The sequence below is a fragment of the Lentzea sp. NPDC005914 genome (assembly GCF_040629405.1).
In the GTDB taxonomy this organism is placed as follows: domain Bacteria; phylum Actinomycetota; class Actinomycetes; order Mycobacteriales; family Pseudonocardiaceae; genus Lentzea.
The window spans coordinates 45,433-68,383 of sequence record NZ_JBEXVQ010000010.1; the positions used below are offsets into that span (position 1 = coordinate 45,433).

Genomic DNA, 22,951 nt, shown 5'->3' on the forward strand with positions numbered 1-22,951 from the left:
AAGGTCAGCGCACTAGATGTCCACAGTGGACATTTCCCCCTGGTGCTGTGCTTCGATAGTGGCCCGGCTACGGCGAGATGCGCAACGCCGGACGGGCGGATTACGCTGATCGGCGGATGGCGAGCGGTGGCGGTGTCACTACCGTCGGTGGTGCTTGCTGGGGGATTGACTGTTGTGCCCGGGTTGGGGAACTCGGGTCTCGTGGCCGAAACGCTTGTCGCACAAGAATGTGCTGACGGCGTGTGCTCGGCTGCCCCCTGGCGCGTAGGGGGAGGGTGACTGTGGGGACAGTCCGGAAACTCGGAACGATCGCACTGCTCGTCGCGCTGGTCGCGTCGGGCTCACCGGTCCAGGCGGCGCCGGTCGCTGCTCGGACCGAGCAGCAGAAAACCGGGCAGCAGAAAGCCGAGCTGCGCTCACAAATCCGTTGTGTCACACCGGAAACAGCAGCGGCCAGGAGATCCGACGCCGGCGCGCCCGCGCCTCGTGCGCCGCAGTCGGCGGAGGAGACCACGTCCGCCTACTCGGCGCTGCTCACGCCGCAGCGGATGATTCCCGGCGAGGAGTACTCGGTCGAGGTCAAGGTGACCAACACGACCGCGGCGCCGTTGCCCAAAGCGAACTTCGTCCTTTCCTACCACTGGAAACTGCCGGACGGCACGGACTACACGAAGCCGTCCAACCGCGCGGACACGGCGCTGCCGAACGACATCGCGCCGGGTCAGTCCGTCACCGTGCAGGCGGTGGTCAAGGCGCCGATCAACACCGATCTCGGTCAGCAGCGCGAAACCTTCGTGCTGGACTGGGATCTGCGCGACAAGCACACGGACAAGTGGCTCTCGGACACCGCGAAGGTGCCCACGCTGAGCCAGCCGGTCACCGCCGAGTACCCGACTTCCGACCAGCTCGGGCTGGAGAAGTTCTACCAGTACAACGGGATCAACGCAGGCACTGGCTGGTCCTCGACGGTGAACCAGTACTCCGGCAACGCCGTCATTGGCTTCAACGCCTACACCAACCCGAACCGGGGCTTGAGCACGTTCGTCCGGCTCAACTACAACAGCCTGGACAACTCGAACTCCTACCTCGGCACCGGCTGGTCGCTGACCACGTCGAGCCTGCACCGGCTCGGCTCGCCACTGCAGTTCCACCGGCCGTTGCTCAGCGACCCGGACTACCCGGCGAAGGTCACGCTGATCGACGGTGACGGCACCAGCCACTGGTTCGAGCTGAACAAGAACGGCAGCAACGACAAGAAGAAGTGGTCGTACGACAGCCCGGCCGGAGTGCACCTGCACCTCGCCCGCAATGGTGGTGACGACAAGTCGCGCACCTGGGTGATGACGCACCCGGACAGCACGCGGAACTTCTTCGACGCAGACGGCTACCAGACCGCGATCGCCGACAAGAACAACAACGAGCTGAAGTTCACCTACGTCCGCACCACACACGGCAACCGCAACACCGGTGTGCTCACCGAGATCACCGACACGACCGGCCGCCGGGTGCTCACGCTGGACTACTACCAGCGCGGTGACGACTTCTTCTCCTTCGTGGACAACGTCAAGGTGTTCGGGAAGAACCTGACGAACACCTCGATCACCAGCCAGCTGCGCTCGATCACCGACATCAGCGGCCGCCGGACCACGTTCGCCTACAGCGACCGCGGCCAGTTGCAGGAGGTCGTGGACGGCGCGGACACGCCTGGCCAGAAGGTGGTCTCGCTCCTCTACGCCGATCCGCGCGACCACGACTCGAAGCTGGTGCGGATCAACGACGCGCTCGGCCGCGGCACCCAGGTCAAGTACTTCGAGGAGCCGGGCGATCACTTCCGGCGGTACCGGGTGCAGGAACTCGTCGACCGCCGCGGGCACACCACCGCGTTCGACTACAGCGACCCCGACGGTCGCAACGGTGAATCCGTCTCGTCCACCGTCACCGACCCGAACCGCAACGGCACGACGTTCCAGCTGGACGGCTTCGGCAGGCCGGTCAAGCAGACCAACGCCAAGGGCGAGGTGACCGACCTCGCCTGGGACGCCGACAACAACGTCCGGTTGATGCGCGAGCACAACGGCGCGACGACCACGTGGAAGTACGACCCCAAGACCGGGTTTCCGCTGGAGATCAAGGACGCCGAGGCGAACGCCCACAACACGGCGCCGACGAAGCTCGGTTACCGGACGAAGCTCGACGGACACACCGCCGAGTTGTCGGAGAAGACCACGCCGGAAGGTCGCAAGTGGACGTTCGGGCTCGACGAGCGGGGCAACCTGACGTCGGTCACCGACCCCAAGGGGTTCGTCAGCAAGAACGAGTACGACGAGTTCGGTCAGCTCAAGGCCGCGACCGACGCCAACGGCCACACGAGCCGGTTCGAGGACTTCGATCCGACCGGCTACCCGCGCCGGTCGATCGACGCCCTCGGGTGTGTCTCCACAACGGCGTACGACGTCGTCGGCAACGTCGTGTCGTTCACCGATGCCAAGCAGAAGACCAGCACCTACACCTACGACATCTTCAAGCGGCCGGGTACGACCAGGGTCCCGCAGGACGCGGCCGCCGGGAAGTTCATCGTCACACCGGGACCGCGCTACGACCAGAACGACAACGTGCTGGAGAAGACCGCTCCGAACGGTGCCGTCTCCACCGCGAGTTACGGCGCGATGGACGAGATCACGTCCGTCACGACGCCGAAGGACAGCGCCACCGGCAAGGTGAAGACGTCGACCTACGAGTACGACGCGGCCGGCAACCTCGTCAAGGACACCGCGCCCGAGGGCACGCTGACGAGGAACGACGACAAGGACTTCGCGACCACCTTCGCCTACGACCAGCTCAACCGGCTGGTCGAGACGACCTTGGCGACGGGTGACCGGTCGACCAACGCCTATGACGTCGTGGGCAACGTGGTGTCCGAGACGAGCCCGCTCGGCAGGACGTCGCGCTCGGAGTTCGATCTCAACCACCGCGTCACCAAGGTGATCGACGCGGCCGGCCACAGCACGGGGTCCGAGTACGACCGAGACGGCAACGTGCTGGCGGCGATCGACCAGAACGGCAACAGGACCGTGCGCGTGCTGGACGAACGCGCGATGGTGCGCGAAGTCCGTTCGCCGCATGCCGCCAACGTCGAGCGGGTCAGCCGGTTCGAGTACGACGCCGTCGGCAACAAGACGAAGACGATCACGCCGAAGGGCGTCGAGACCGGCGACGACCCGGACGACTTCACCGAGCAGGTGATCTACGACGAGCTGAACCGGGTCAAGGAGAAGCTCGCGCCGTTCGACAAGGACGACGCTCGGGTCAAGACACCGGACCGCACGCTCTACGGCTACGACGAGGTCGGCAACCTCGTCGAGACCAGCGCGCCACCGTCGGCAGGCCAGACCGTCCGCAACGTCACCACGAACTCCTACTTCGACAACGGCTGGCTGAAGTCGTCCGTCGACCCGTGGAACATCACCGCCACCTACGAGTACAACGCCATCGGCAAGCAGACCAGGCGAGTGCTCACCGCGGCGGGTGGTTCGTCCACCAGGTCGATGGAGTGGGAGTACACCCCGGACGGCAAACAGTTGTCCCGCAAGGACGACGGCGTCCCGGTCGGCAAGGACGTGCTCGTCGTCGACAACTCCGACCAGGCGGTCGAGGTCAAGGGCGAGTGGGGCACGGCGGGCACGGCCGGCGGTGACCACGAGGGCTTCGACTACCGCACGCACAACGCGGGCGACGGCGCCGACACGTTCAGCTGGCTGATCGACGTGCCGCGCTCCGGCAAGTACGAGGTGTTCACCCGTTACGCCAACACCGCCACCGCGAAGAACGCTTCCTACGCGGTGGAACACGACGGCGGCACCGAGACGAAGCAGGTCGACCAGACCCAGCAGCCGGGACAGTGGGTGTCGCTCGGCAGCTTCGGCTTCACCGAGGACGCGGTCAAGAAGATCACGCTGTCCGACCAGGCGAACGGCACCGTCGTCGCCGACGCCGTCAAGGTCGTCCGCGACGGCAGTGGTGAGACCGACGACGAGCAGAAGACGTTCGGCTTCTCCTACGACGCCAACGACAACCTCGTCGAGATGACCGACAGCAGTTCGGCCGCCAAGGTCAGCAGGTACGCGGTCGCCTACACCCAGCTCGACCAGATCAAACAGGTCCAGGAGATCGGCGCCGAGAGCAAGGTCACCAGCTACACCTACGACGCCGACGGCAACCCGAAGACCCGTGAGCACCCGTCGCAGTCGTCGTCGTTCGAGTACGACGTCCGCAACCTGATCACCAAGGTCACCAACACCGGCCACACGCCGGACGCCAAGCCGCAGGTGGCGTCGTTCGAGTACGACGCACGCCGGCAGGTGCTCGAAGAGACCAAGGCCAACGGCAACGTCGTGGGCTACGAGTACTTCCTCGACGGGATGCAGCGGCACTACGCCGAGAAGAAGCCCGACGGGACGCTCGTCAACGAGCACACGGTCGAATACGACGCGAACGGCCAGCGCACCAAGGACATCGCCAAGACGATGAACGCCGACAACAACTCGGCGTACCTCGACCGCACGCTGACCTACGAGTACGACCCGGTGAACCGGCTGCGCAAGCAGGTCAAGTCCGACCCGGCGGGCAAGGAGCTGGAGACCGAGTCGTACGTCCACGACGCCAACGGCAACGTCGTCGAGCAGACGCTCGAGGGCAAGACCACGAAGTACACCTTCGACCGCAACAGGGTCACGTCCGCGTCCGTCGACGGGCAGACGGCACGGCACTCGTACGACCCGTTCGGCCGGCTGGACAAGGTGACGGCGCTCGGGAAGACGATCGAGAAGTACCGCTACGACGGCTTCGACCGGATCGCCGAGCAGCAGAAGCTCAAGAACGGCAGCACGGACCTCGTCACGATCAAGTTCGCCTACGACCCGATCGACCGCACGACGACACGGACCGAAGGCGGCAAGACGACCGACTACGCCTACCTCGGCCTGTCGTCGGAGGTGCTGACCGAGCAGCTCGGCGGCAAGCTGACGAAGTCGTACCAGCACAGCCCGAACGGCCGGAGGCTGTCGCAGACCACGCACAAGGACGACGGCACCACCGAGCAGGCGCAGTTCGGCTTCAACCCGCACACCGACGTCGAGCTGCTGACCGACGACAGCGGCAACACCAAGTCCACCTACGGGTACACGGCGTACGGCAAGGACGACGAGGAGTCGTTCACCGGCATCGACAAGCCGGACGCGCAGCAGCCGGGCAAGGAGCCGTACAACTTCTACCGCTTCAACGGAAAGCGGTGGGACAGCACCACCGGCAGCTACGACATGGGCTTCCGGGACTACAACCCAGGCCTGAACAGGTTCCTCACCCGCGACAGCTACAACGGCGCGCTGGCGGACCTGCAGCTGGGCACCAGTGCGTGGACGGGCAACCGGTACGCGTTCACCGGCGGCAACCCGATCAGCCGGGTGGAGATCGACGGCCACTGCTGGGCGTGGGACTGGATCTGCGACACCGGTGACGCCGTCGGTGACGCGGCGAACGCGACGGGCAACGCGATCGGTGACGCGTTCAGCTACATGGGCGACCACATCGACGACATCGGCGGCATGCTCGGTGGTGCCGGGATGATGATCGGCGGTGGCCTGCTGATCGAGGTGAGTGCTCCGCTGCTCGTCGCACCCGCCGCGTGCGCCACGGGGGTGTTGTGCGCACCCGGTCTCGCGGGTGGTGCGCTGGGCGTCGCCGGAATTCTCACGGGCGGCGGCATCATGGCCGGCGGAGCGGCGTTGTTCGCGCAGAGCGTCGGTGGTCTGTTCGAGAGCTCGCCCGGATCCAGTTCGGTGCAGCAGCCGGACAAGCCGAGGGCGCCGGAAGACCCGAACATCGCGAAGGACAACTGGCGCGGCCGCTACAACGCCGACCTGGGCAGGCAGGGCAAGCCGCGGCTGCCGGACGACTGGGACGCGCACCACGCGATCCCGCAGGAGTACCGCAACCACCCGGAGTTCAAGGACTTCGACTTCGACGCCCCGTCGAACATCCGCGGTGTTCCCGGCAGCCGGACCAACAGCCCGAACCACGGCCGGGCGGACAACCACCACCAGGACATCACCAACCGGTGGGCCGACTTCGGCCGGCAGAACCCGAACGCCAACCGGAGCCAGATCGAGGACTTCGCGCGGCGCATCGACGAGGAGTTCGGCGGTTCGTTCTGGTACTGGCCGTGACCACCCCGGCGGGGAGGCCCTCGCGGCGCCTCCCCGCCCCGTCCCACAAGTAAGGTGCAGGTCGTGAACGGCTTCGACTACGAGCGGTGGATCACGTCGATGAACGGGCTCGCGGATCGGCTGGTCGCGGGCTTCGAGGAGAAGTTCGGGTACCCGCCCGGCGAGAACAAGGTCACGCCCGCCACCGAACCCGTCCCCGACGGCGTGGACGACCTGCCCGCGCCGCTCGCCGAGTTCTACCGGCACGTGGCGGAGGTGTCGCTGCCGGACCTGCAGAACGGCTACTTCATCTCGAACGCGCGGCACACGGTGGGCGGACGTGACGGCAGGCAGATCGTCCGGGTGGAGGGCGCTCTCACCAGTGATCTGGTGACGTTCGGCGCGGACGGTGGCGGGACGCACTTCGCCCTCGGACTTCCTGATGGCGCGCCCGTGTACCAGTTGCCGCCGGGTGCGGTCGACCGCCGTGGCGTCTACGACGACTGGGACTCGCGCGTGCGAGTCGTGGCCGCGTCGCTTCCGGAGTTCCTCACCGCTCTGCACGACTTCTTCGCGTCCGAAATTTCGGGGCGATAGCACGAGAAATCGCACTCCGCCCGTTCTGGTTCGGTGACGAATGGTTGCCCATTCGCCGCCAATGGGGTTGGGTTGACGCCAACTTCGGCGGGCGGGGCCTCCAGGTGAATGTTCTCGAGTACGTGGCCGATCGCTGGGATCGGCTGTCTTTGCAGGCGTTGTTGCACCTGAGCGCCGTTGTTCAATGCACGGTTCTGGCGGCTGTCCTCGGTGTGGTGATCGGGGTCGCGGTGTATCGCAGCCCGGTCGGATCCGCGCTGGCCACGGCGTTGGCGAGCACGATTCTCACCATTCCGTCGTTCGCACTGCTGGCGTTGCTGATTCCGGTGTTCGGGCTCGGCGCGGACACGACGGTCGTCGCATTGGTGCTTTACGCGTTGCTGCCGATCGTGCGCAACACGATCGTGGGACTCGCGGGCGTCGATCCCGCGGTCAGCGACGCGGCCAGAGGGGTCGGGATGAGCAGAATCGGGGTGCTCACGCGGGTCGAGTTGCGGCTGGCATGGCCCGCGATTCTGGCCGGAATGCGGGTTGCGACGCAGATGCTGATGGGCATCGCGGTCATCGCGGCGTACGCGAAAGGGCCCGGTCTGGGTTCCGAGGTGTTCTCCGGGCTCGCGAACGCCGGGAGCGCCAACTCGGTGAACCAGGCCCTCACCGGCACGATCGGCGTCGTCGTCCTCGCGCTGCTGCTCGACGGCATCTACGTGCTGGTCAACCGTTTCACCGTCTCCAGGGGTGTCCGTGGCTGAAAAAGGCAGTGAGATCCGGCTCGACCACGTGACCAAGCGGTATCCCGGGCAGAAGGCGGCGGCGGTCGACGACTTCTCGATGGTCGTGCCCGCGGGGAAGATCGTGGTGTTCGTCGGGCCGTCCGGGTGCGGCAAGACGACGACCATGCGGATGATCAACCGGCTGATCGAGCCGACCTCGGGCACGATCACGATCGGCGGCGAGGACGCGCTGAAGATCGACCCTGACGACCTGCGGCGGCGCGTCGGGTACGCGATCCAGCAGGCAGGGCTGTTCCCGCACTTCACGGTGGCGCAGAGCATCGGCATCGTGCCGGGCCTGCTGGGCTGGGACAGGAAGAAGATCGCGGCGCGCGTCGAGGAGATGATGGACCTCGTCGGGCTCGACCCCGGTGAGTTCGCCGACCGGTTCCCGCGCCAGCTCTCCGGTGGCCAGCAGCAACGGGTCGGGGTCGCGCGTGCGCTGGCCGCCGACCCGCCGGTGTTGCTGATGGACGAGCCGTTCGGCGCGGTCGACCCGATCACGCGCGGGCACCTGCAGGACGAGTTGCTGAGACTGCAGGGCGAGCTGCACAAGACGATCGTGTTCGTGACGCACGACTTCGACGAGGCGGTGAAGCTCGGCGACAAGATCGCGGTGCTCGGCGACCGGTCGGCGATCCTGCAGTACGACACGCCCGACGCGATCCTGGCCAACCCGGCGGACGACACGGTGGCCGGATTCGTCGGCGCCGGTGCGTCGCTGAAAGCGTTGACGTTGACGAGGGTTCGCGACGTCGAGCTGGGACAGGCGGTCACCGCTCGTGTCGACGCCGATCCGTCCACTGTGGAGCTGGGTGAGCAGCGGTTCGTGCTGGTGCTCGACCAGCGCGGCCGGCCGTTGCGGTGGGTGCACCAGAAGGAGCTGACGCACGCGAGGTCGCTGGTGGGCATCGGACGGCCGGTGCAGGACTCCGTGACGCTGCAGTCGACGCTCCGGGACGCGCTGGAGGCGATGGTCAACGAGGGCGGGCGCGCGGTCGTCACCGGCAGTCGCGGTGAGTACGTCGGCACGCTCGACCTCGCGACCGTGACCGATGTCGTGCAACGGTTGCGAGCGACCGCATGACGGCCGGCCGGATCAGGTTCTGGGCGCAACCGGTCGCGGTGCTGCTGATCGTCGGCGGCGTGCTGGCGTGGGTGTTCTCGAGTTCGTTGACCGCCACCGAGAAGAGCACGCTCAACGCGTCATCGCTGCTGCGGGCGCTGGCGGATCACCTGATGATGACGGTGGTGGTGACCGCGATCGTCGTGCTGGTCGCGGTTCCGGCGGGCGTCGTCGCGACCCGGCCGTGGGCGCGCTGGCTCGCGCCGGTGTTGCTGGCCGTGGCGAACGTCGGCCAGGCCGCGCCCGCGCTGGGCGTGCTGGTGCTGTGGTTCCTGCTGACCGGCGCGTCGGGCGGGCTGTGGGTGGCCGCGCTGCCGCTCGCGTTCTACTCGTTGCTTCCGGTGCTGCGGAACACGATCGTCGGCCTGCAGCAGGTCGATCCGTCCCTTGTGGACGCCGGACGGGGCATCGGGATGTCGGCGCCGGGTGTGCTGTGGCGGCTCGAGTTCCCGCTCGCGACACCGCTGATCCTCGCCGGCCTGCGCACCTCGCTGGTGCTCGCGGTCGGCACGGCGACGTTCGGGTTGTTCGTCAACGCGGGCGGGTTCGGGTTGCTGATCGACACCGGCTACAAGCTGAACCTGATGAAGGTCCTGGTGACCGGCTCTGCGCTGGCGGCGGGTCTCGCGCTGCTGGTCGACTGGGTCGGCGCGGTCATCGAGCAGTGGTTCGGCCCCAAGGGGTTGCGATGAAGAGGGTTCTGCTCGTTCTGGTGCTGTGCCTGGCCGGCTGCGGCCTCGACGTCAACACCGCGTTGCCGTACAAGGTGTTCCCTGGCTCCATCCAGCCGGAGTCGTCGCTCAAGGGCGTTGAGATCACGGTGGGGTCCAAGGACTTCACCGAGAACATCCTGCTCGGGTACCTGGCCGAGATGGCGTTGTCGGCCGCGGGTGCGGACGTGGTCGACCTGACCGACCTGAAGGGCTCGCAGACCGCGCGGCAGGCGTTGCTCACCAGCGAGGTCGACGTCACCTGGGAGTACACCGGCACGGGCTGGATCAACTATCAGGGCAACGAGCTTCCCGTGCCCGGCGGGGAACAGGCGCAGTACGACGCGACGAAGAAGGCGGACCTCGAACGGTTCGGCGTCGAGTGGCTCGCCTACTCGCCGCTCAACGACCAGTACGCGTTCGCCGTCACCGAGGCGTACGGCTCGGAGCACGGTCTCAGGACGACCTCGGACCTCGCGAAGTTCCTCGGCCAGAACCCGGACCAGGCCGTCTTCTGCCTGGAGACCGAGTTCACCAGCCGCCAGGACGGTTTCCCCGCGGCGCAACGCACCTACGGCTTCCCGGCCACCGAGGTGAAGAACTTCGGCATCGGCACGATCTACTCGGCCGTCGCGGGCGGCACCTGCCCGGTCGGCGAGGTGTTCACCACCGACGGCCGGATCGCCGCGCAGAAGCTCCGCGTGCTGGAGGACGACAGGAAGGCCTTCCCGCAGTACAACGTCGCCCCGACCGTGCGGGCGGAGTTCCTGGCCCGCCACCCGCGGGTCCGCGGTCCGCTCGAGACGGTCAGCCGCGCGCTGACCAACGACCAGATGATCGAGCTGTGCCGTCAGGTCGACGTGGAGGGCAGGGACGCGGGCGCGGTCGCTCGTGACTGGATGGTGTCGAAGGGGCTCGTCCGAACGGACTGACAGCTCACCGCATCGCCTTGCCGACCGGCGGGATCACCGACACCATCGACGCGGCCAGCCACAGCAGCAGAGCGATGCCCGGCACGATGATGAGCGTGCCGCCGTGGTTGATCGTCAGCCGGATGACGGCGAAGACGTAGTAGGCGGCCACGAGGAACCCGAGCCCGGCGAGGATCCAGCGCGCGAACCCGAGCCGGGCCATCAGCAACGCGGTGAGCAGCAGCACCACACCGCCCGCGACGTAGGTGGCCACGATCGCCGGGTCGCCGTTGCCGATGAAGCCGCGCCCGAACGCCAGTCCGAGCAACGCGACGGCGGCCTCCGGGGTCTGCCGGATGCCCTTGCCGTGCGCGGAGTTCAGTCCCGCCAGGACGAAGCAGAGCACCGCCACCAGCAGCCACAGGCCGCCGGCGAGGAACGCGGGTGCGGTGCTCGGCCTGGGCGGAGGACCCCACCCGTGTCCCTGTGGCTGCTGCGGTTGCCAACCCTGGTTCGGATGCACGGACCACACGATACGAGCCGGTGGGCGATCAGCGGTGCCGGTTCACCACGAAGGGTGGCCCGCTCGGCGAACAGAAGACTTGCGGTCATGGCGATGGGTGCGATGACAGCGACATGATGCCCGCATGCCTGACTACGACGTTGTGATCATCGGTAGTGGAGCCTCGGGACTGGTCGCCGCTCTGACCGCGGCGGCGCGCGGGCTGAAACCGCTGGTGCTGGAGAAGTCCGATCTGGTCGGTGGTTCGTCGGCGTTGTCCGGTGGCGGGCTCTGGGTTCCGGCGAACCCGTTGCTGCGCGGCACGGACAACGCCGGCGACGCGCTGAGATACCTGGCCGCGACCGCCGGTGCGGACAGTTCGGCGGTCCGGCAGGAGGCGTTCGTGAAGCACGGCCCGGACATGGTGTCGTTTCTTCTCAAGGAGGGCCTCAAGTTGCGGTGGTCGAAGGGATATCCCGACTACCACCCGACTCTGCCGGGTGCGAGCACGCGCGGCCGCTGCGTCGAGGCGAGTGTGGTCGACGGCGCGAAGCTCGGCGAGTGGATGAGCAAGCTGCGGTTGCGGGCAAGCGCGCTCGCCACGCCCATGTACACCACCGAGATCCGGTTGCTGGGCCTGGCGAAGCGGACGATCCGGGGCTGGTTCACCGAGCTGTGGGTGACGAGGATCCGCAAGATCGGCCGCAACCCCGCGTTGACCGGCGGAGCGTCGCTGATCGGTCAGCTGGTCAAGCTGGCGGCCGAGCGCGGCGCCGAGATCTGGCTCAACAGCGCGGTGAAGGAACTCATCACGCAGGACGGCCGGGTCACCGGCGTCGTGGTCACCAAGGACGGGGAGGAACGAAGGGTCGGCGGCAAGGTCTTCCTGGCAGCGGGCGGGTTCGCGCACAACGACGCGATGCGGCAGCAACATCTTCCGCACCCCACCGGCACGAGGTGGACGAACGCCTCACCGACCGACACCGGTGAGGTGCTGCAGATGGGCATCGCACTCGGCGCCGCCACGGCGTTGATGGACGAGGCCTGGTGGACGCCCGCGGTCGGTTTCCCCGGCGGCATCGCGGTGGGGTCACTGCGGGAACGCGCTTTCCCCGGCTCGATCATCATCGACGACCAGGGCAACCGGTTCATGGACGAGGCGATGTCCTACAACGAGTGCGGCCACCAGATCTACCGGCGCGGCAGCGTGCCCGCGTGGATGATCATCGACGACCAGCACCGCCAGTGGTACCCGTTCGTCATCCTCAAACCGGGCGAGACGCCGGACGGCAACGGCATCCTGACCAAGGCCGGCACGCTCGCCGAGCTGGCGAACAGGATCGGTGTGCCGTACGAGAACCTGCGCAAGACCGTCGACAGGTTCAACGGCTTCGCACGGTCAGGCGAGGATGAGGACTTCGGGCGTGGCAACGACGCTTACGACCGCTACTACAGCGACCCGCGCGTCCGTCCCAACCCGAACCTGAGCGCGCTCGACACCGCGCCGTTCTACGCCGCCCAGGTCTTCCCCGGCGACCTCGGCACGAAGGGCGGCCTCGTCACCGACGAGCACGCACGGGTGCTCAAGCCTGACGGCTCGGTCATCGAAGGCCTGTACGCGGCCGGGAACACGACCGCCACGGTGATGGGACGGTCCTATCCGGGTCCGGGCTGCACGATCGGCGCCGCGATGGTGTTCGCGTACCTGGGCGCCCGGCACCTATGACTGCTTGCGATCGGTGTGGCCCAACGACCGTTCCGGCGCCACCCGGTCGCGCACCAACTGCTTGAGCACGGCGAGGTCCGGGAAGCCCTCCTGCTCCTTGCGCGACCACACGGTCTCGCCGTCGAGCCGCACGTCGAACACCCCACCGGTGCCGGGGATCAGCGCGACCTCACCCAGCTCGGTCGTGAACGTGGTCAGCAGCTCCTGCGCGGTCCATCCGGCGCGCAGCAGCCACCGGCACTGGGTGCAGTACTCGATCTCCAGACGCGGTGTCCTCATGCCTGAGATCTAACAGAGGTGCCCGCCTGGGTGGCATCGGAGCCCCAGCTCGCGAGCAGCTGCAGCGCCTCGGCGGACGCCGTGCCGGGTTCAGCGTGGTACGTGGTGAAGAACAGGTCGGGCTCGTTGGGCAGCCTCAGAGTCTCCCAGGACAGCGACAGCTCACCGACGAGTGGATGGCGCATCTTCTTGACGCCGAAGGTCTTCTCCTTGACGTCGTGCTTGGCCCAGAGCTGCCGGAACAGGTCGCTCTTCACGGAGAGCTCCCCGACCAGCGCGGCCAGCTCGGGGTCGTCCGGGTAACAGCCCGCGTCCATCCGCAGGAACCCGAGGACGTCCGCGGCCTTCTCCTGCCAGTTGACGAAAAGCTCCTGGTAGGACGGTCGCAGGAAGATCAGCCGCGCCCAGTTCCTGTCGCGTGGTTCCAGCGCGCCCCAGTCGCCGAACAACGCCGCGGCCATAGAGTTCCACGCGTGGATGTCGGAACGGCGGCCACCGACGTACGCGGGCACTCCCACGCTGTCGAGCAGGTGCTGCAACGCCGGCCGCACGTGCGTACGCGCGGCCCTCTTCTTGCCCGGCTTGCTGTGCGTCAGGTTCCGCAAATGGGCGCGTTCGGCGTCGTTGAGCCGCAACGCGCGGGCGATCGAGTCCAGGACCTCGGTCGAGACGTTGCGCCCGTTGCCCTGTTCCAGACGCGTGTAGTACGCGACCGAGACGCCCGCGAGCTGCGCGAGCTCTTCGCGGCGCAGGCCCGGCACGCGGCGGGCCCTGCCGTACTGGGGCAGCCCCACGTCGTCAGGCGACAGCCGCGCTCGGCGGCTGCGCAGGAACTCGCTCAGCTCGGTGCGCGGATCGACGGTCATGCCGTCGAGTATCCCCGGACCAGGGACGTCGTGCCTGCTACTGCCAGTGGTAGGCACACCAGTCGTACGAAAACCAGGTGTCTGGGTAAGGCCCTCGAACCGGAGCAGTGTCGTCAAGCGACACGACGAAACCGAGGAGAAACCCTGATGAGCACCGTCGCTGCCTACGCCGCTCCCGCACCCAAGGCACCGCTGGAGCGCACCAGCATCGAGCGTCGCGCGGTCGGCGCGCACGACGTTCTGATCGACATCAAGTTCGCGGGCATCTGCCACTCCGACATCCACCAGGTCAACGAGGGCTGGGGCGAAGCGATCTTCCCGATGGTCCCCGGCCACGAGATCGCCGGTGTGGTCGCCGAGGTCGGCTCCGAGGTGACCCGCTACGCCGTCGGTGACCGCGTCGGTGTCGGCTGCATGGTCGACTCGTGCCGGGAATGCGACAACTGCCTGCGCGGGTTCGAGCAGTACTGCACCGGCGGCAACACGATGACCTACAACGGCGTCGACAAGAACGGCGACGTCACCTACGGCGGCTACTCGAAGCAGATCGTGGTGGACGAGAACTTCGTCGTGCGGATCCCGGACGGCCTCCCGCTGGACGTCGCCGCGCCGCTGCTGTGCGCGGGCATCACGCTGTACTCGCCGCTCAAGCAGTGGGGCGTCGCGCCGGGCAAGAAGGTCGCCATCGTCGGCCTGGGCGGACTCGGCCACATGGGCGTCAAGATCGCCGCCGCGCTCGGCGCCGAGGTGACCGTGCTGTCGCAGTCGTTGCGCAAGAAGGACGACGGGCTCAAGCTCGGCGCCCAGGACTTCCGCGCCACCAGCGACCCGGCCACGTTCACCGAGCTGGCGGGCAAGTTCGACGTGATCGTCTCGACGGTGTCCGCACCGCTCGACTTCGGCGCCTACCTCGGGCTGCTCAAGACCGGCGGCGCGATCGTGAACGTCGGCGCGCCGGAGGAGCCGATCTCGCTCAACCTGTTCGGGCTGATCGGCGGCCGCAAGACGCTGGCCGGGTCGATGATCGGCGGCATCGCGGAGACCCAGGAGATGCTGGACTTCTGCGCGGAGCACGGCCTGGGCGCGGAGATCGAGCTGATCGGCGCCGACCAGATCAACGTGGCCTACGACCGGGTGCAGTCGAGCGACGTGCGGTACCGGTTCGTGATCGACACCGCCACGATCTGACCTGTCCGGTCGGCGAGGTCGCGTCTCGGCTGGAGGTCTCCTCCGGCCAGACAGCCGGTCGGATTCTCGCCCCTCGACGTGTGTGTGGTGAAGGTGAAGCTTCCCGCAACCGACATCGAGGGGCGACATGCCGCGTTCGAGAGCCGCTGTCTGTGCCGTGACCGGAGCCGCGCTGCTCGCGCTGGCTCCGGTCACCGCGCACAGTGCACCGGTCACCAGGACCACCACCGCCAAAACCACCGTCGCGGACTTCGACATCCGCGAGAACGCCCAGCCCAAGGCGGAAGTCGGCGCGCTCAGCGTGCGGACCACTGCGCTGGCAGAGATCCAGAACGAACTGGGTGTGCAGGCACGGGTCGACATCGACGACCTGACCGGAACACCGCGAGTGCTGGCCCGCACCGACGGGTTCCTGACCGGGCCGTCGTCGTTGCCACCGGTGGAAGTCGCGCTGAACTACCTGCGGGACAAGCAGTCCGTGGTCGGGCTGAGCGCAACCGATCTGCCGAAGCTGCACCTGCGCAAGGACTACGTGGACGTCGCGGGCACGCGCCACCTGTCGTTCGTGCAGCAGGTCGACGGGGTCCCGGTGTTCGGCAACGGGTTGAAGGCACACGTCAGCAAGGACGGCCGGCTGGTCCAGCTGGACGGTTCGCCGGTGCGCGACCTGCCTTCGGCCTTGGGTCTGACAACGTTGTCCGCACCGGGCGAGGCGTCCAAGAAGGTCGCCTTCTACACCGGTGACGCGGTGCGGCCCGCGTGGCAGACGATCGTGCGCGGCAAGCCGGACGAGATGCGGCTCGAAGTCGTCGACGCGGGCTCGGGAACGTTGCTGTACCGGGAGAACCTGATCGAGCGCCAGGACGACGACAGCGTCGGCGGCCTGATGTGGGACACCTACGCCGGTAAGCAGCACAAGGTCGACCTGTCCGGCAGGGGCTGGCTGCCGGTGGGTGCCAAGACGCTCGACGGCAACGTGGCGCACGTCTTCGCCGACGCCAACGGCGATCAGGTGGCCCAGCCGGAAGAGGAGATCCCGGCGAAGAAGGACGGGTCGTTCGAGTACAAGTTCACCGACTTCACGCCGACCGTCGGCACGCCCTGCAGCGCGTTGTACCGCTGCACCTGGAACCCGAAGGACCCCGAGTCCTGGAAGGTGAACCGCAACCAGAACGCCGTGCAGGTGCAGTCGTACATCGGCAACTTCCACGACCACCTGGCGGCGTTCCCGATCGGCTTCACCCGTGCGGCCGGCAACTTCGAGAAGGTCGACGGCGACGCCGTCACCGCGTGGACGACGATCGGTGCCGGCACGAAGGACACGCCGTACAACAACGCGTTCTTCGGCACGCCGCCCGACGGTGAGTCGCCGATCATGGGCATGTTCCTGTTCCACGATCCGAACGATCCGAACGACCAGCAGGTGCCGGGCAATGCCGGAGACACCGCCGACATCGTCTACCACGAGTACGTGCACGGCCTGTCGCACCGGCTCGTCGTCGACGCGAACGGTGTCGCTGCACTGGCAACGGCCCAGTCCGGTGCGATGGGCGAGGCGTGGAGCGACTGGTACGCCCACGACTACCTGGTCGACAAGAAGTTCGAGAAGGACACGTCCGCGCCCGGTGAGATCGTGTTCGGCGGTGCACTCTCGTTCGGCAAGAACGTTTTCCGGTTCCAGCCGCTCGACTGCGCTGTCGGTGCCCCCGCCTCCGTCTGCCCCGGTACGCCCACCGCGGGGCCTGGCGGCTTCACCTACGGCGACTTCGGCCGGATCCGGGGGCGCGCGCAGGTGCACGCCGACAGCGAGATCTGGTCGGAGACGCTGTGGGACCTGCGCACGGCCCTGGGCGTCACGCTGACCCGGTCGCTGGTCACGCGCGCCATGGAGCTCTCCCCGCAGCGGCCGTCGTTCCTCGACATGCGCAACTCGATCCTGCAGGCCGACACGGTGGTGAACGGCGGCCAGGCGCACCAGCAGATCTGGAAGGTGTTCGCCAAGCGGGGCATGGGTTTCTTCGCCGGGGCGCTCGGTGGAGAGGACATCACTCCGGCCGAGGACTTCACCACCCCGCCGCGCGCGGGCACGCCGACCGGCACGCTGTCCGGCCGGGTCACCAACGCCGAGACCGGTGCGCCCGCGCAGGGCGTGGCGGTCCGCGTCGGCGGTCACGACTCGGGTTTCGCGGGCGCCAAGGTCGCGGTCTCCGATGCCGACGGCAGGTACGCGATCACCGACGTCGTGCCGGGCACGTATCCGAAGGTCGTCGCGTTCGGCCAGGGCTACGACGCGGTCAGCCGTGCGGTGCCGGTGCGTTCGGGTCAGACCACGGCGGACTGGCTGTTGGACCTGAACTGGGCGACGGTCGCGCGGGACGCGGTGGTGGTCGAGACCAACGGCAACGAGTACGCGGAGATCGGCTGCGGTGCCGCCGACCTGCTGGTGCAGACCGCCCTGGGCGGCCGCCCGTGGTCAACCGACGCCAAGCTCAACCCCGACGGGTCGATGCAGCCCAAGTTCGTGACCATCAAGCTGGGCCAGGCGATCGACCTGTCCTCGGTCGAGGTCGAACCGAGCGGTGTCTGCGGTGACGACGAGACCGCATCGGCCAGGGACGTCACCGTCGAGACGTCCGTGGACGGCACGACGTGGGTGCTCGCGAGCAAGGTCAGCTTCACCCGCGCCGACCAGGACGCGCTGCGTTCGGTGCCGTTGACCGCGGGCAAGGACGACGTGAGGTACCTGCGGCTGACCCTGCTGTCTAACCAGGTCGGGCTCTACCCGGAGGTGAACTGCGCTGTTCCGGCGCAGATGAGGTCGGGTTGCTTCTACGCCGACATCGGTGGGCTGCGGGTTCGCGGCAGCTGATCAGCCGGGCGGGCAGGGCACACCGGACTCGTGTGCTCTGACCGCGCCGGCGATCACCGCGTCGAGCTGCTGAAGCGTTCCCCGCAGGTCCTCGATCTGCCGCACCACCGACGACCGGTGCTCGTGCAGCTTGGTCAGGACGTGCGGGGACGCCTCCCCGGTGACCACGCACGGCAGCATCTCCAGGATCGCCGCGCTGGAGATCCCGGCCGCGTAGAAGTGCTGGATCAGCCGCACCCGGTCGACGGCCTTGTCGCTGTAGTGCCGTTGCCCGCTCTCGCTGCGTTCGGGGGTGAGAAGGCCCTGCTCCTCGTAGTAGCGCAACGCGCGCACGCTCACGCCCGTGCGTTCCGCCAGCTCGCCGATCCGCATGAGACCTCCGCCACATAAGCTACCTCTGACGTCAACGTGAGCTTTCTAGCCTAGCTTCCATGCTTCTCACCAGCTACCAACTCGGAAACCTGACCCTGCCGAACCGCCTCGTCATGGCGCCGATGACCCGCGCACGGGCCGTTGACGGCAAACCGACCGCAGCGACAGCCACCTACTACGCCCAACGTGCCACCGCCGGGCTCATCGTCACCGAGGGCGTGCACCCGAGCGCGGTCAGCCAGGCAGGGCCGTTCATGCCCGGCCTGCACACCGCCGACCAGGTCGAAGCCTGGCGCGTCGTCACGGATGCCGTGCACGCCAACGGTGGACGGATCTTCGCCCAGCTCATGCACGGCGGCCGCATCGGCCACTTCGAGGTCGCCGGGCATCAGCCCGTCGGCCCGTCGGCGATCGCGGCCAAGAGCGACGTGTTCACGACCACCGGCATGGTGCCCGCGCCGGTGCCCCGCGCGCTGACGACCCAGGAGGTCCGCGACCAGGTGCAGGCGTTCGTCGATGCCTCCCGGTGCGCGGTCGAGGCCGGGTTCGACGGGGTCGAGCTGCACGGCGCGAACGGGTACCTGATCCAGCAGTTCCTGTCCTCCAACGCGAATCAGCGCGAGGACACCTACGGCGGCTCGATCACCGGGCGCATCCGGTTCGCCGTCGAGGCGGCCGAAGCGGCGGTGGAGGCCATCGGTGCGGACCGCGTCGGCATCCGGCTCTCACCCGGCGGCGAGGTCCAGGACATCGTCGAAGCCGACATACCCAGGCTCTACGACGAGTTGCTGAAAGCGTTGCCGGACATGGCTTACGTCCACCTGCTCGCGACTGCCGACGACGAGGTGCTGATGGGGTTGCGCAAGGCGTGGCCGACGGCGTTCATCCTCAACCCCGGAGGCCAGATCGGCCCGCACGAGAGCACGCGCGAGCAGGGGGAGCGCTGGCTCGCCAACGGCGCCGACCTGATCAGCTACGGCCGCGCGTACCTCGGCAACCCGGACCTCGTCGAACGGTTCCGGCTGGGCCTGCCGCTGGTCGGCGCCGACCAGGAGACCTGGTTCCAGACCGAGACGGGATACGTCGACTACCCCAGCTATCAGCACTGAAGCGCGCGCATCAGGTGGTCGACGAGCCGTTCGAGGTAGTCGGGTTCGACGTCTGCCCGGCGCACCGAGAGACGCCAGTAGACGGGCGCGGCGACCAGGTCGAGCGCGATGTCGACGTCGAAGTCCGCTGGTAGCTCGCCGCGGTGGACCGCCCGTTGCAGCGTGACGGCTCCGAGCGCGCGTCGCGGTTCGCCGATGGTCGCCGCGATCGCTTCGGCCAGGGCGGGATTGCGGACGGCCTCGGCGGTGAGGTCCGGCAGGATCGTGGCGAACCGCGGGTGGGTCAGCCAGTCGTGGACGGCAGTGACGGTCGCCAGCAGGTCGCCCCTGAGCGAGCCGGTGTCGGGAACTTCGGCCAGTGGCACGGAGAACTCCGACAGGGCCGCGACCACCATGTCCTGTTTGGACGGCCAGCGCCGGTACAGCGCGCTCTTGCCGACCTCCGCGCGTTTGGCGACCGCCTCCATCGACAGCCGGCCGTAACCGTGCAACGAGAGCTCGTCGAGCACGGCCTCGGTGATCGCCGAGGTCACCTGGGGCTGCAGCACGGCGGCGCCGGTCGGGGTGCGCTTGGTCATGACGCACATCCTAGGGCTGGACGAGACGGTCCCGTCCCGCCTATCGTGGTGGACGGGACGGTACCGTCTCGTCCATTTCGTTTGGAGAAGTCATGACTCTCGTTGCACGGGCGCTGCAACTGCTGCTGGACAAGGACATGGCCGGGTTCGCGGGCCTGTGGGCAGTTGACGGCGTGATGGAGTTCCCGTTCGCCCCGCCCGGTTACCCGTCGAGGTTGGAGGGCCGGGCTGCGATCGAGGACTACCTGCGCGACTACCCGAAGATGCTGGACATCCAGGGCTTTCCGGCGCAGGTCGTGCACCAGAGCGTCGACCCGGACGTCGTCGTGGCCGAGTTCGACGCCGAGGGCGTCGTGGTGGCGACCGGCAAGCCGTACCGGTTCTCCTACATCGCGGTGATCACCGTTCGTGACGGCGAGATCGTCTCGTACCGCGACTACTGGAACCCGCTCTACGTGCAGGAACTGGCGTGAACACGCTGATCGTCGGCGGTACGGGTACGACAGGCAGCCGGCTGGCGAAGCTGCTTCCGGACGCCCGCGTCGGTACCCGCAAGCCGGTGCGGGACGGCCACGTCCGGTTCGACTGGGACGTCCCGGCGACGTTCGACAGCGCTCTGGAGGGGGTCGGCCGCGTCTACCTGATCCCGCCGGTTGGAGTTGCCGACCCGGCTCCGGTGGTCGAGTCTTTCCTCGCCCGAGCGCGGCAGGTGCGGCGGGTGGTGCTGCTGAGCTCGTCCGCGGTGCCGGAGGGCGCCACGGGGATGGGCGCCCTCCCAGCACTGGTGCGGACCATGCCGGAGTGGGCGGTGCTGCGGCCTTCCTGGTTCATGCAGAACTTCACCGGCGACCACCCGGTCGCGGCGGGCGTTCGCGACGGCGAGATCGTCACGGGCACCGGTGACGGCAGGGTCGGGTTCGTCGACGCCGCCGACATCGCCGCGGTGGCCGCCCGGGCTCTCACGGATCCGTTGCCGCACAACACAGATCACCTGATCACCGGCCCGGAGGCGCTGAGCTACGCCGATGCCGCCGCGATCCTCACCGAGGTCACCGGAAAGCCCGTGCGGCACCGCTCCGTCAGCACCGAGGAGATGACCGAGCGGTTCGCCGTCGGCCTGCCGCGGGAGTTCGCCGCGGTCCTCGCCCGGCTCGACGAGGACATCCGGGGCGGTGCGGAAGACCGGGTCACCACGACCGTCGAGGACGTGACGGGCAGGCCGGCCCGATCATTCCGCGAGTTCCTCAGCTGAACGTCCAGCGCGTCGCCCCACCCGGCGCGACGGTGGCCACGGCGTGGGCGGCCCGAAGCGAGATCCGGTAGAGGTACCAGGGCGGCGGGCCACCGCTCGGCGCGGTGTAGGGCGCGGTGAACGCCTGCCCCTCGCGCTGGGCGGGCCAGCCCGCCTCCTCCCGGTACCTCGCGGCGACCCGGTCCAAAGTGGCCTCGTCGGTGACGCGGTGCGCGTCGCCCTCCAGCACCAGGTCCATCCCGGTGAGCCGCACCGAGATCGTGCAGGCCGGGTTCTCCGCGAGGTTGCGCGACTTGCGGGTGCCCGGCCCGCTCACGAAGTACAGGGCGTCCTCGAACCAGACGGCGCCGATGCCCACCGTGTGCGGCCGTCCGTCCGGTCGCACGGTGTTCAGGAAGAACGGCACGTTCACCGTCGCGGACTCCTTGTCGAGCAGGTCCCGTGCGGTGGCCCACTGCAGGGCGGCGTTGCCGTACTGGTCGAGGTTGCGGGTCTTCGTCGAGTTCGTCATACCCAGTCGTCGAACGAGCAAGGCCGTTTTCGACAGCCGCGTTCCATCAGTTCAAAGAGCGGCACGGCAGCATGAAGAACCAGTCCTTCGGCTCGTGCTCCAGCCGTACTTCCTGCGCTCCGGCGGCGCACTGCGCACGGGCCCGCGCGACGCTCTCGTCCCACGGAATGCCCTTCAGCACCGTGTAGGGCACCCGCATGTGGGCGAAGATGCTGACCACCACGGCGATCCCGATCAGGTAGCGGCTCGCGCCGACCACCGCGCGTTCCCACGTCTTCGACGGCGTCGCGTCGAGGCCCACGAAGATCGCGGTGAACAGGAACAGGCACGGCGCGATGCTGTAGCGCTGCCCGGCGATCACGACCTCGGGGATCTGCACCTGCAGGACGTGCGACCAGTTCAGCACCAGGCACGCGACGATGACGATCACGCTGTAGGCAGCGGCGACCAGCACCAGCGCTCGTCCGGCCCGGTCGGCGAACCTGAAGCCCGCCGCCATCGGCACCCCGGCGATCAGCAGCGCCACGAGGATCGTCAGGTTGCCGTGCTCGGGGTAGAACTGGCTGACCCGTTCGGATCCCGTGAACGCCACCACCGGCACCCGCAGCAGGCTCGCCAGCAGCACCTGCACCGGGTCGATCTCGTCGTGCGAGTACGGCGACCTGGTGGCGAGCACCATGGCCAAGGCCTGGACCGCCAGTCCGGCGAGGAACGTGATCGGAACTTCCTTGCGCGGCAGGAAAAGCCGCACCAGCGCGATCGGCGCCAGAATGAAAACGAGAGGGCTGGACACGGTCGCGAGGAAGACGAAGATCGCCACCGGCACGCGCGGGGCGTTGCGCCACAACAAGGCCCAGAAGACGCCGTAGAGCAGGAACCAGTGCAGGTTCGACATGTTGTTCAACGTCTCGGAGTTGCCCGCGGGCAACACGATCACGAGCGCTGCCAGCGCGAACCGCAACGGCGCCGACCTGATGTAGGCCTTGGAACCCGCGAACGCGATCAACGCCACCAGTGCCCGCAGCATCGCCGCCGAGATCGCGAACCCGGCGGCAGCCCACTCGAGCGGCAGCAGCGCGACCAGTTCGGCGACCAGGCGCGGCAAAGTGTGCAGGTAGCCGCCGTAGGGCTGGACCAGGTTCGAGAGCGCGGGGGAGCGGAGCGCGTCGACCGTGAACCGGGCGCCGTCCTCGGCCCACAGGTGGTCGAGCCGGGCCCAGCCGGCCGGGATGAGCAGCAGGAACGCCACCGACGCGCCGAACGCGGCCGCGAAGCCGAGCCACGCCCGCTCGTGCGGAGGGTCGGCGGGCAGCGGGATCACGCTGTCCGCGAGTGCCCTCGTTCGTTCGGTCGTCGCCGTCATCGGTCCCCCATGTCCGTTT

The 22,951-nt window shown here is 68.1% G+C and carries 19 protein-coding genes; 12 read left to right on the forward strand and 7 right to left on the reverse strand.

Features of this window, described 5'->3' with window-relative positions:
* Positions 1–281: 281 nt before the first annotated feature.
* The 6 genes from ABZ345_RS16425 (at position 282) to ABZ345_RS16450 (ending at position 10,338) form a co-directional block, all read left to right on the forward strand.
* The gene (locus ABZ345_RS16425; RefSeq protein WP_359848485.1) at positions 282–6,221 is read left to right on the forward strand and encodes an RHS repeat-associated core domain-containing protein; all 5,940 of its coding nucleotides are present in this window, start codon (positions 282–284) and stop codon (positions 6,219–6,221) included.
* A 63-nt stretch (positions 6,222–6,284) separates the two neighbouring features.
* Positions 6,285–6,797 carry a hypothetical protein gene (locus ABZ345_RS16430; protein WP_359848488.1) on the forward strand — a complete coding sequence of 171 codons (513 nt, stop codon included), beginning with the start codon at positions 6,285–6,287 and terminating at the stop codon, positions 6,795–6,797.
* A 104-nt stretch (positions 6,798–6,901) separates the two neighbouring features.
* Positions 6,902–7,549, forward strand: a complete 648-nt coding sequence (locus tag ABZ345_RS16435) for an ABC transporter permease (RefSeq protein WP_359848491.1) — start codon at positions 6,902–6,904, stop codon at positions 7,547–7,549.
* Positions 7,536–8,657: an ATP-binding cassette domain-containing protein gene (locus ABZ345_RS16440; RefSeq protein ID WP_359848494.1), complete on the forward strand. Its 1,122-nt coding sequence runs from the start codon at positions 7,536–7,538 to the stop codon at positions 8,655–8,657. Before ABZ345_RS16435 ends, ABZ345_RS16440 begins: the two co-directional genes overlap by 14 nt.
* On the forward strand, positions 8,654–9,388 hold the full coding sequence (locus ABZ345_RS16445; protein WP_359848497.1) for an ABC transporter permease: 735 nt from the start codon (positions 8,654–8,656) through the stop codon (positions 9,386–9,388). Before ABZ345_RS16440 ends, ABZ345_RS16445 begins: the two co-directional genes overlap by 4 nt.
* Entirely contained in the window at positions 9,385–10,338 is a 954-nt protein-coding gene (locus ABZ345_RS16450; protein WP_359848500.1) for a glycine betaine ABC transporter substrate-binding protein, read from the forward strand. Before ABZ345_RS16445 ends, ABZ345_RS16450 begins: the two co-directional genes overlap by 4 nt.
* Positions 10,339–10,342: 4 nt before the next feature.
* Here the strand turns inward: ABZ345_RS16450 and ABZ345_RS16455 are convergent, their stop codons facing one another.
* Positions 10,343–10,840: a hypothetical protein gene (locus ABZ345_RS16455; RefSeq protein ID WP_359848503.1), complete on the reverse strand. Its 498-nt coding sequence runs from the start codon at positions 10,838–10,840 to the stop codon at positions 10,343–10,345.
* A gap of 124 nt (positions 10,841–10,964) precedes the next feature.
* Here ABZ345_RS16455 and ABZ345_RS16460 point away from each other — a divergent pair, with 124 nt between their 5' ends.
* Positions 10,965–12,545 (forward strand): FAD-dependent oxidoreductase, encoded by a 1,581-nt coding sequence (locus ABZ345_RS16460; protein ID WP_359848506.1) that lies wholly within the window; start codon positions 10,965–10,967, stop codon positions 12,543–12,545.
* Here the strand turns inward: ABZ345_RS16460 and ABZ345_RS16465 are convergent.
* Entirely contained in the window at positions 12,540–12,824 is a 285-nt protein-coding gene (locus tag ABZ345_RS16465; protein WP_359848509.1) for a SelT/SelW/SelH family protein, read from the reverse strand. The genes ABZ345_RS16460 and ABZ345_RS16465 overlap by 6 nt on opposite strands.
* On the reverse strand, positions 12,821–13,690 hold the full coding sequence (locus tag ABZ345_RS16470; protein ID WP_359848512.1) for a helix-turn-helix transcriptional regulator: 870 nt from the start codon (positions 13,688–13,690) through the stop codon (positions 12,821–12,823). The genes ABZ345_RS16465 and ABZ345_RS16470 overlap by 4 nt, the downstream gene beginning before the upstream one ends.
* Before the next feature lie 144 nt (positions 13,691–13,834).
* On the opposite strand from ABZ345_RS16470, the gene ABZ345_RS16475 reads away from it, so the two are divergent.
* Positions 13,835–14,878 (forward strand): NAD(P)-dependent alcohol dehydrogenase, encoded by a 1,044-nt coding sequence (locus ABZ345_RS16475; RefSeq protein ID WP_359849073.1) that lies wholly within the window; start codon positions 13,835–13,837, stop codon positions 14,876–14,878.
* Positions 14,879–15,005: 127 nt separating this feature from the next.
* Positions 15,006–17,747, forward strand: coding sequence for a M36 family metallopeptidase (locus tag ABZ345_RS16480; protein ID WP_359848515.1), 2,742 nt, complete (start codon positions 15,006–15,008; stop codon positions 17,745–17,747).
* Here ABZ345_RS16480 and ABZ345_RS16485 read toward each other — a convergent pair whose 3' ends face one another.
* A complete protein-coding gene (locus ABZ345_RS16485; protein WP_359848518.1) occupies positions 17,748–18,119 on the reverse strand; it encodes a MerR family transcriptional regulator in 372 nt (123 codons plus the stop codon).
* Between the two features lie 59 nt (positions 18,120–18,178).
* On the opposite strand from ABZ345_RS16485, the gene ABZ345_RS16490 reads away from it, so the two are divergent.
* Positions 18,179–19,228 carry an alkene reductase gene (locus tag ABZ345_RS16490; protein ID WP_359848521.1) on the forward strand — a complete coding sequence of 350 codons (1,050 nt, stop codon included), beginning with the start codon at positions 18,179–18,181 and terminating at the stop codon, positions 19,226–19,228.
* Here the strand turns inward: ABZ345_RS16490 and ABZ345_RS16495 are convergent.
* Positions 19,219–19,806: a TetR/AcrR family transcriptional regulator gene (locus ABZ345_RS16495; protein WP_359848524.1), complete on the reverse strand. Its 588-nt coding sequence runs from the start codon at positions 19,804–19,806 to the stop codon at positions 19,219–19,221. The two genes, ABZ345_RS16490 and ABZ345_RS16495, sit on opposite strands and share 10 nt — an antisense overlap.
* 92 nt (positions 19,807–19,898) lie before the next feature.
* On the opposite strand from ABZ345_RS16495, the gene ABZ345_RS16500 reads away from it, so the two are divergent.
* Positions 19,899–20,279, forward strand: coding sequence for a nuclear transport factor 2 family protein (locus tag ABZ345_RS16500; RefSeq protein WP_359848527.1), 381 nt, complete (start codon positions 19,899–19,901; stop codon positions 20,277–20,279).
* On the forward strand, positions 20,276–21,058 hold the full coding sequence (locus ABZ345_RS16505; protein ID WP_359848530.1) for an ergot alkaloid biosynthesis protein: 783 nt from the start codon (positions 20,276–20,278) through the stop codon (positions 21,056–21,058). Before ABZ345_RS16500 ends, ABZ345_RS16505 begins: the two co-directional genes overlap by 4 nt.
* On the opposite strand, the gene ABZ345_RS16510 is transcribed toward ABZ345_RS16505, so the two are convergent.
* Both ABZ345_RS16510 and ABZ345_RS16515 read right to left on the reverse strand, forming a co-directional pair.
* Positions 21,051–21,569 carry a pyridoxamine 5'-phosphate oxidase family protein gene (locus ABZ345_RS16510; RefSeq protein ID WP_359848533.1) on the reverse strand — a complete coding sequence of 173 codons (519 nt, stop codon included), beginning with the start codon at positions 21,567–21,569 and terminating at the stop codon, positions 21,051–21,053. The genes ABZ345_RS16505 and ABZ345_RS16510 overlap by 8 nt on opposite strands.
* A gap of 46 nt (positions 21,570–21,615) precedes the next feature.
* Positions 21,616–22,932 carry a hypothetical protein gene (locus ABZ345_RS16515; RefSeq protein WP_359848536.1) on the reverse strand — a complete coding sequence of 439 codons (1,317 nt, stop codon included), beginning with the start codon at positions 22,930–22,932 and terminating at the stop codon, positions 21,616–21,618.
* Positions 22,933–22,951 lie beyond the last annotated feature (19 nt).

Coding starts and splice junctions, on each gene's coding strand:
- ABZ345_RS16445 (WP_359848497.1), top strand. CDS start 8,654: ATGACGGCCGGCCGGATCAGGTTCTGGGCGCAACCGGTCGCGGTGCTG.
- ABZ345_RS16450 (WP_359848500.1), top strand. CDS start 9,385: ATGAAGAGGGTTCTGCTCGTTCTGGTGCTGTGCCTGGCCGGCTGCGGC.
- ABZ345_RS16460 (WP_359848506.1), top strand. CDS start 10,965: ATGCCTGACTACGACGTTGTGATCATCGGTAGTGGAGCCTCGGGACTG.
- ABZ345_RS16465 (WP_359848509.1), bottom strand. CDS start 12,824: ATGAGGACACCGCGTCTGGAGATCGAGTACTGCACCCAGTGCCGGTGG.
- ABZ345_RS16470 (WP_359848512.1), bottom strand. CDS start 13,690: ATGACCGTCGATCCGCGCACCGAGCTGAGCGAGTTCCTGCGCAGCCGC.
- ABZ345_RS16480 (WP_359848515.1), top strand. CDS start 15,006: ATGCCGCGTTCGAGAGCCGCTGTCTGTGCCGTGACCGGAGCCGCGCTG.
- ABZ345_RS16485 (WP_359848518.1), bottom strand. CDS start 18,119: ATGCGGATCGGCGAGCTGGCGGAACGCACGGGCGTGAGCGTGCGCGCG.
- ABZ345_RS16490 (WP_359848521.1), top strand. CDS start 18,179: ATGCTTCTCACCAGCTACCAACTCGGAAACCTGACCCTGCCGAACCGC.
- ABZ345_RS16495 (WP_359848524.1), bottom strand. CDS start 19,806: ATGACCAAGCGCACCCCGACCGGCGCCGCCGTGCTGCAGCCCCAGGTG.
- ABZ345_RS16500 (WP_359848527.1), top strand. CDS start 19,899: ATGACTCTCGTTGCACGGGCGCTGCAACTGCTGCTGGACAAGGACATG.
- ABZ345_RS16510 (WP_359848533.1), bottom strand. CDS start 21,569: ATGACGAACTCGACGAAGACCCGCAACCTCGACCAGTACGGCAACGCC.
- ABZ345_RS16515 (WP_359848536.1), bottom strand. CDS start 22,932: ATGACGGCGACGACCGAACGAACGAGGGCACTCGCGGACAGCGTGATC.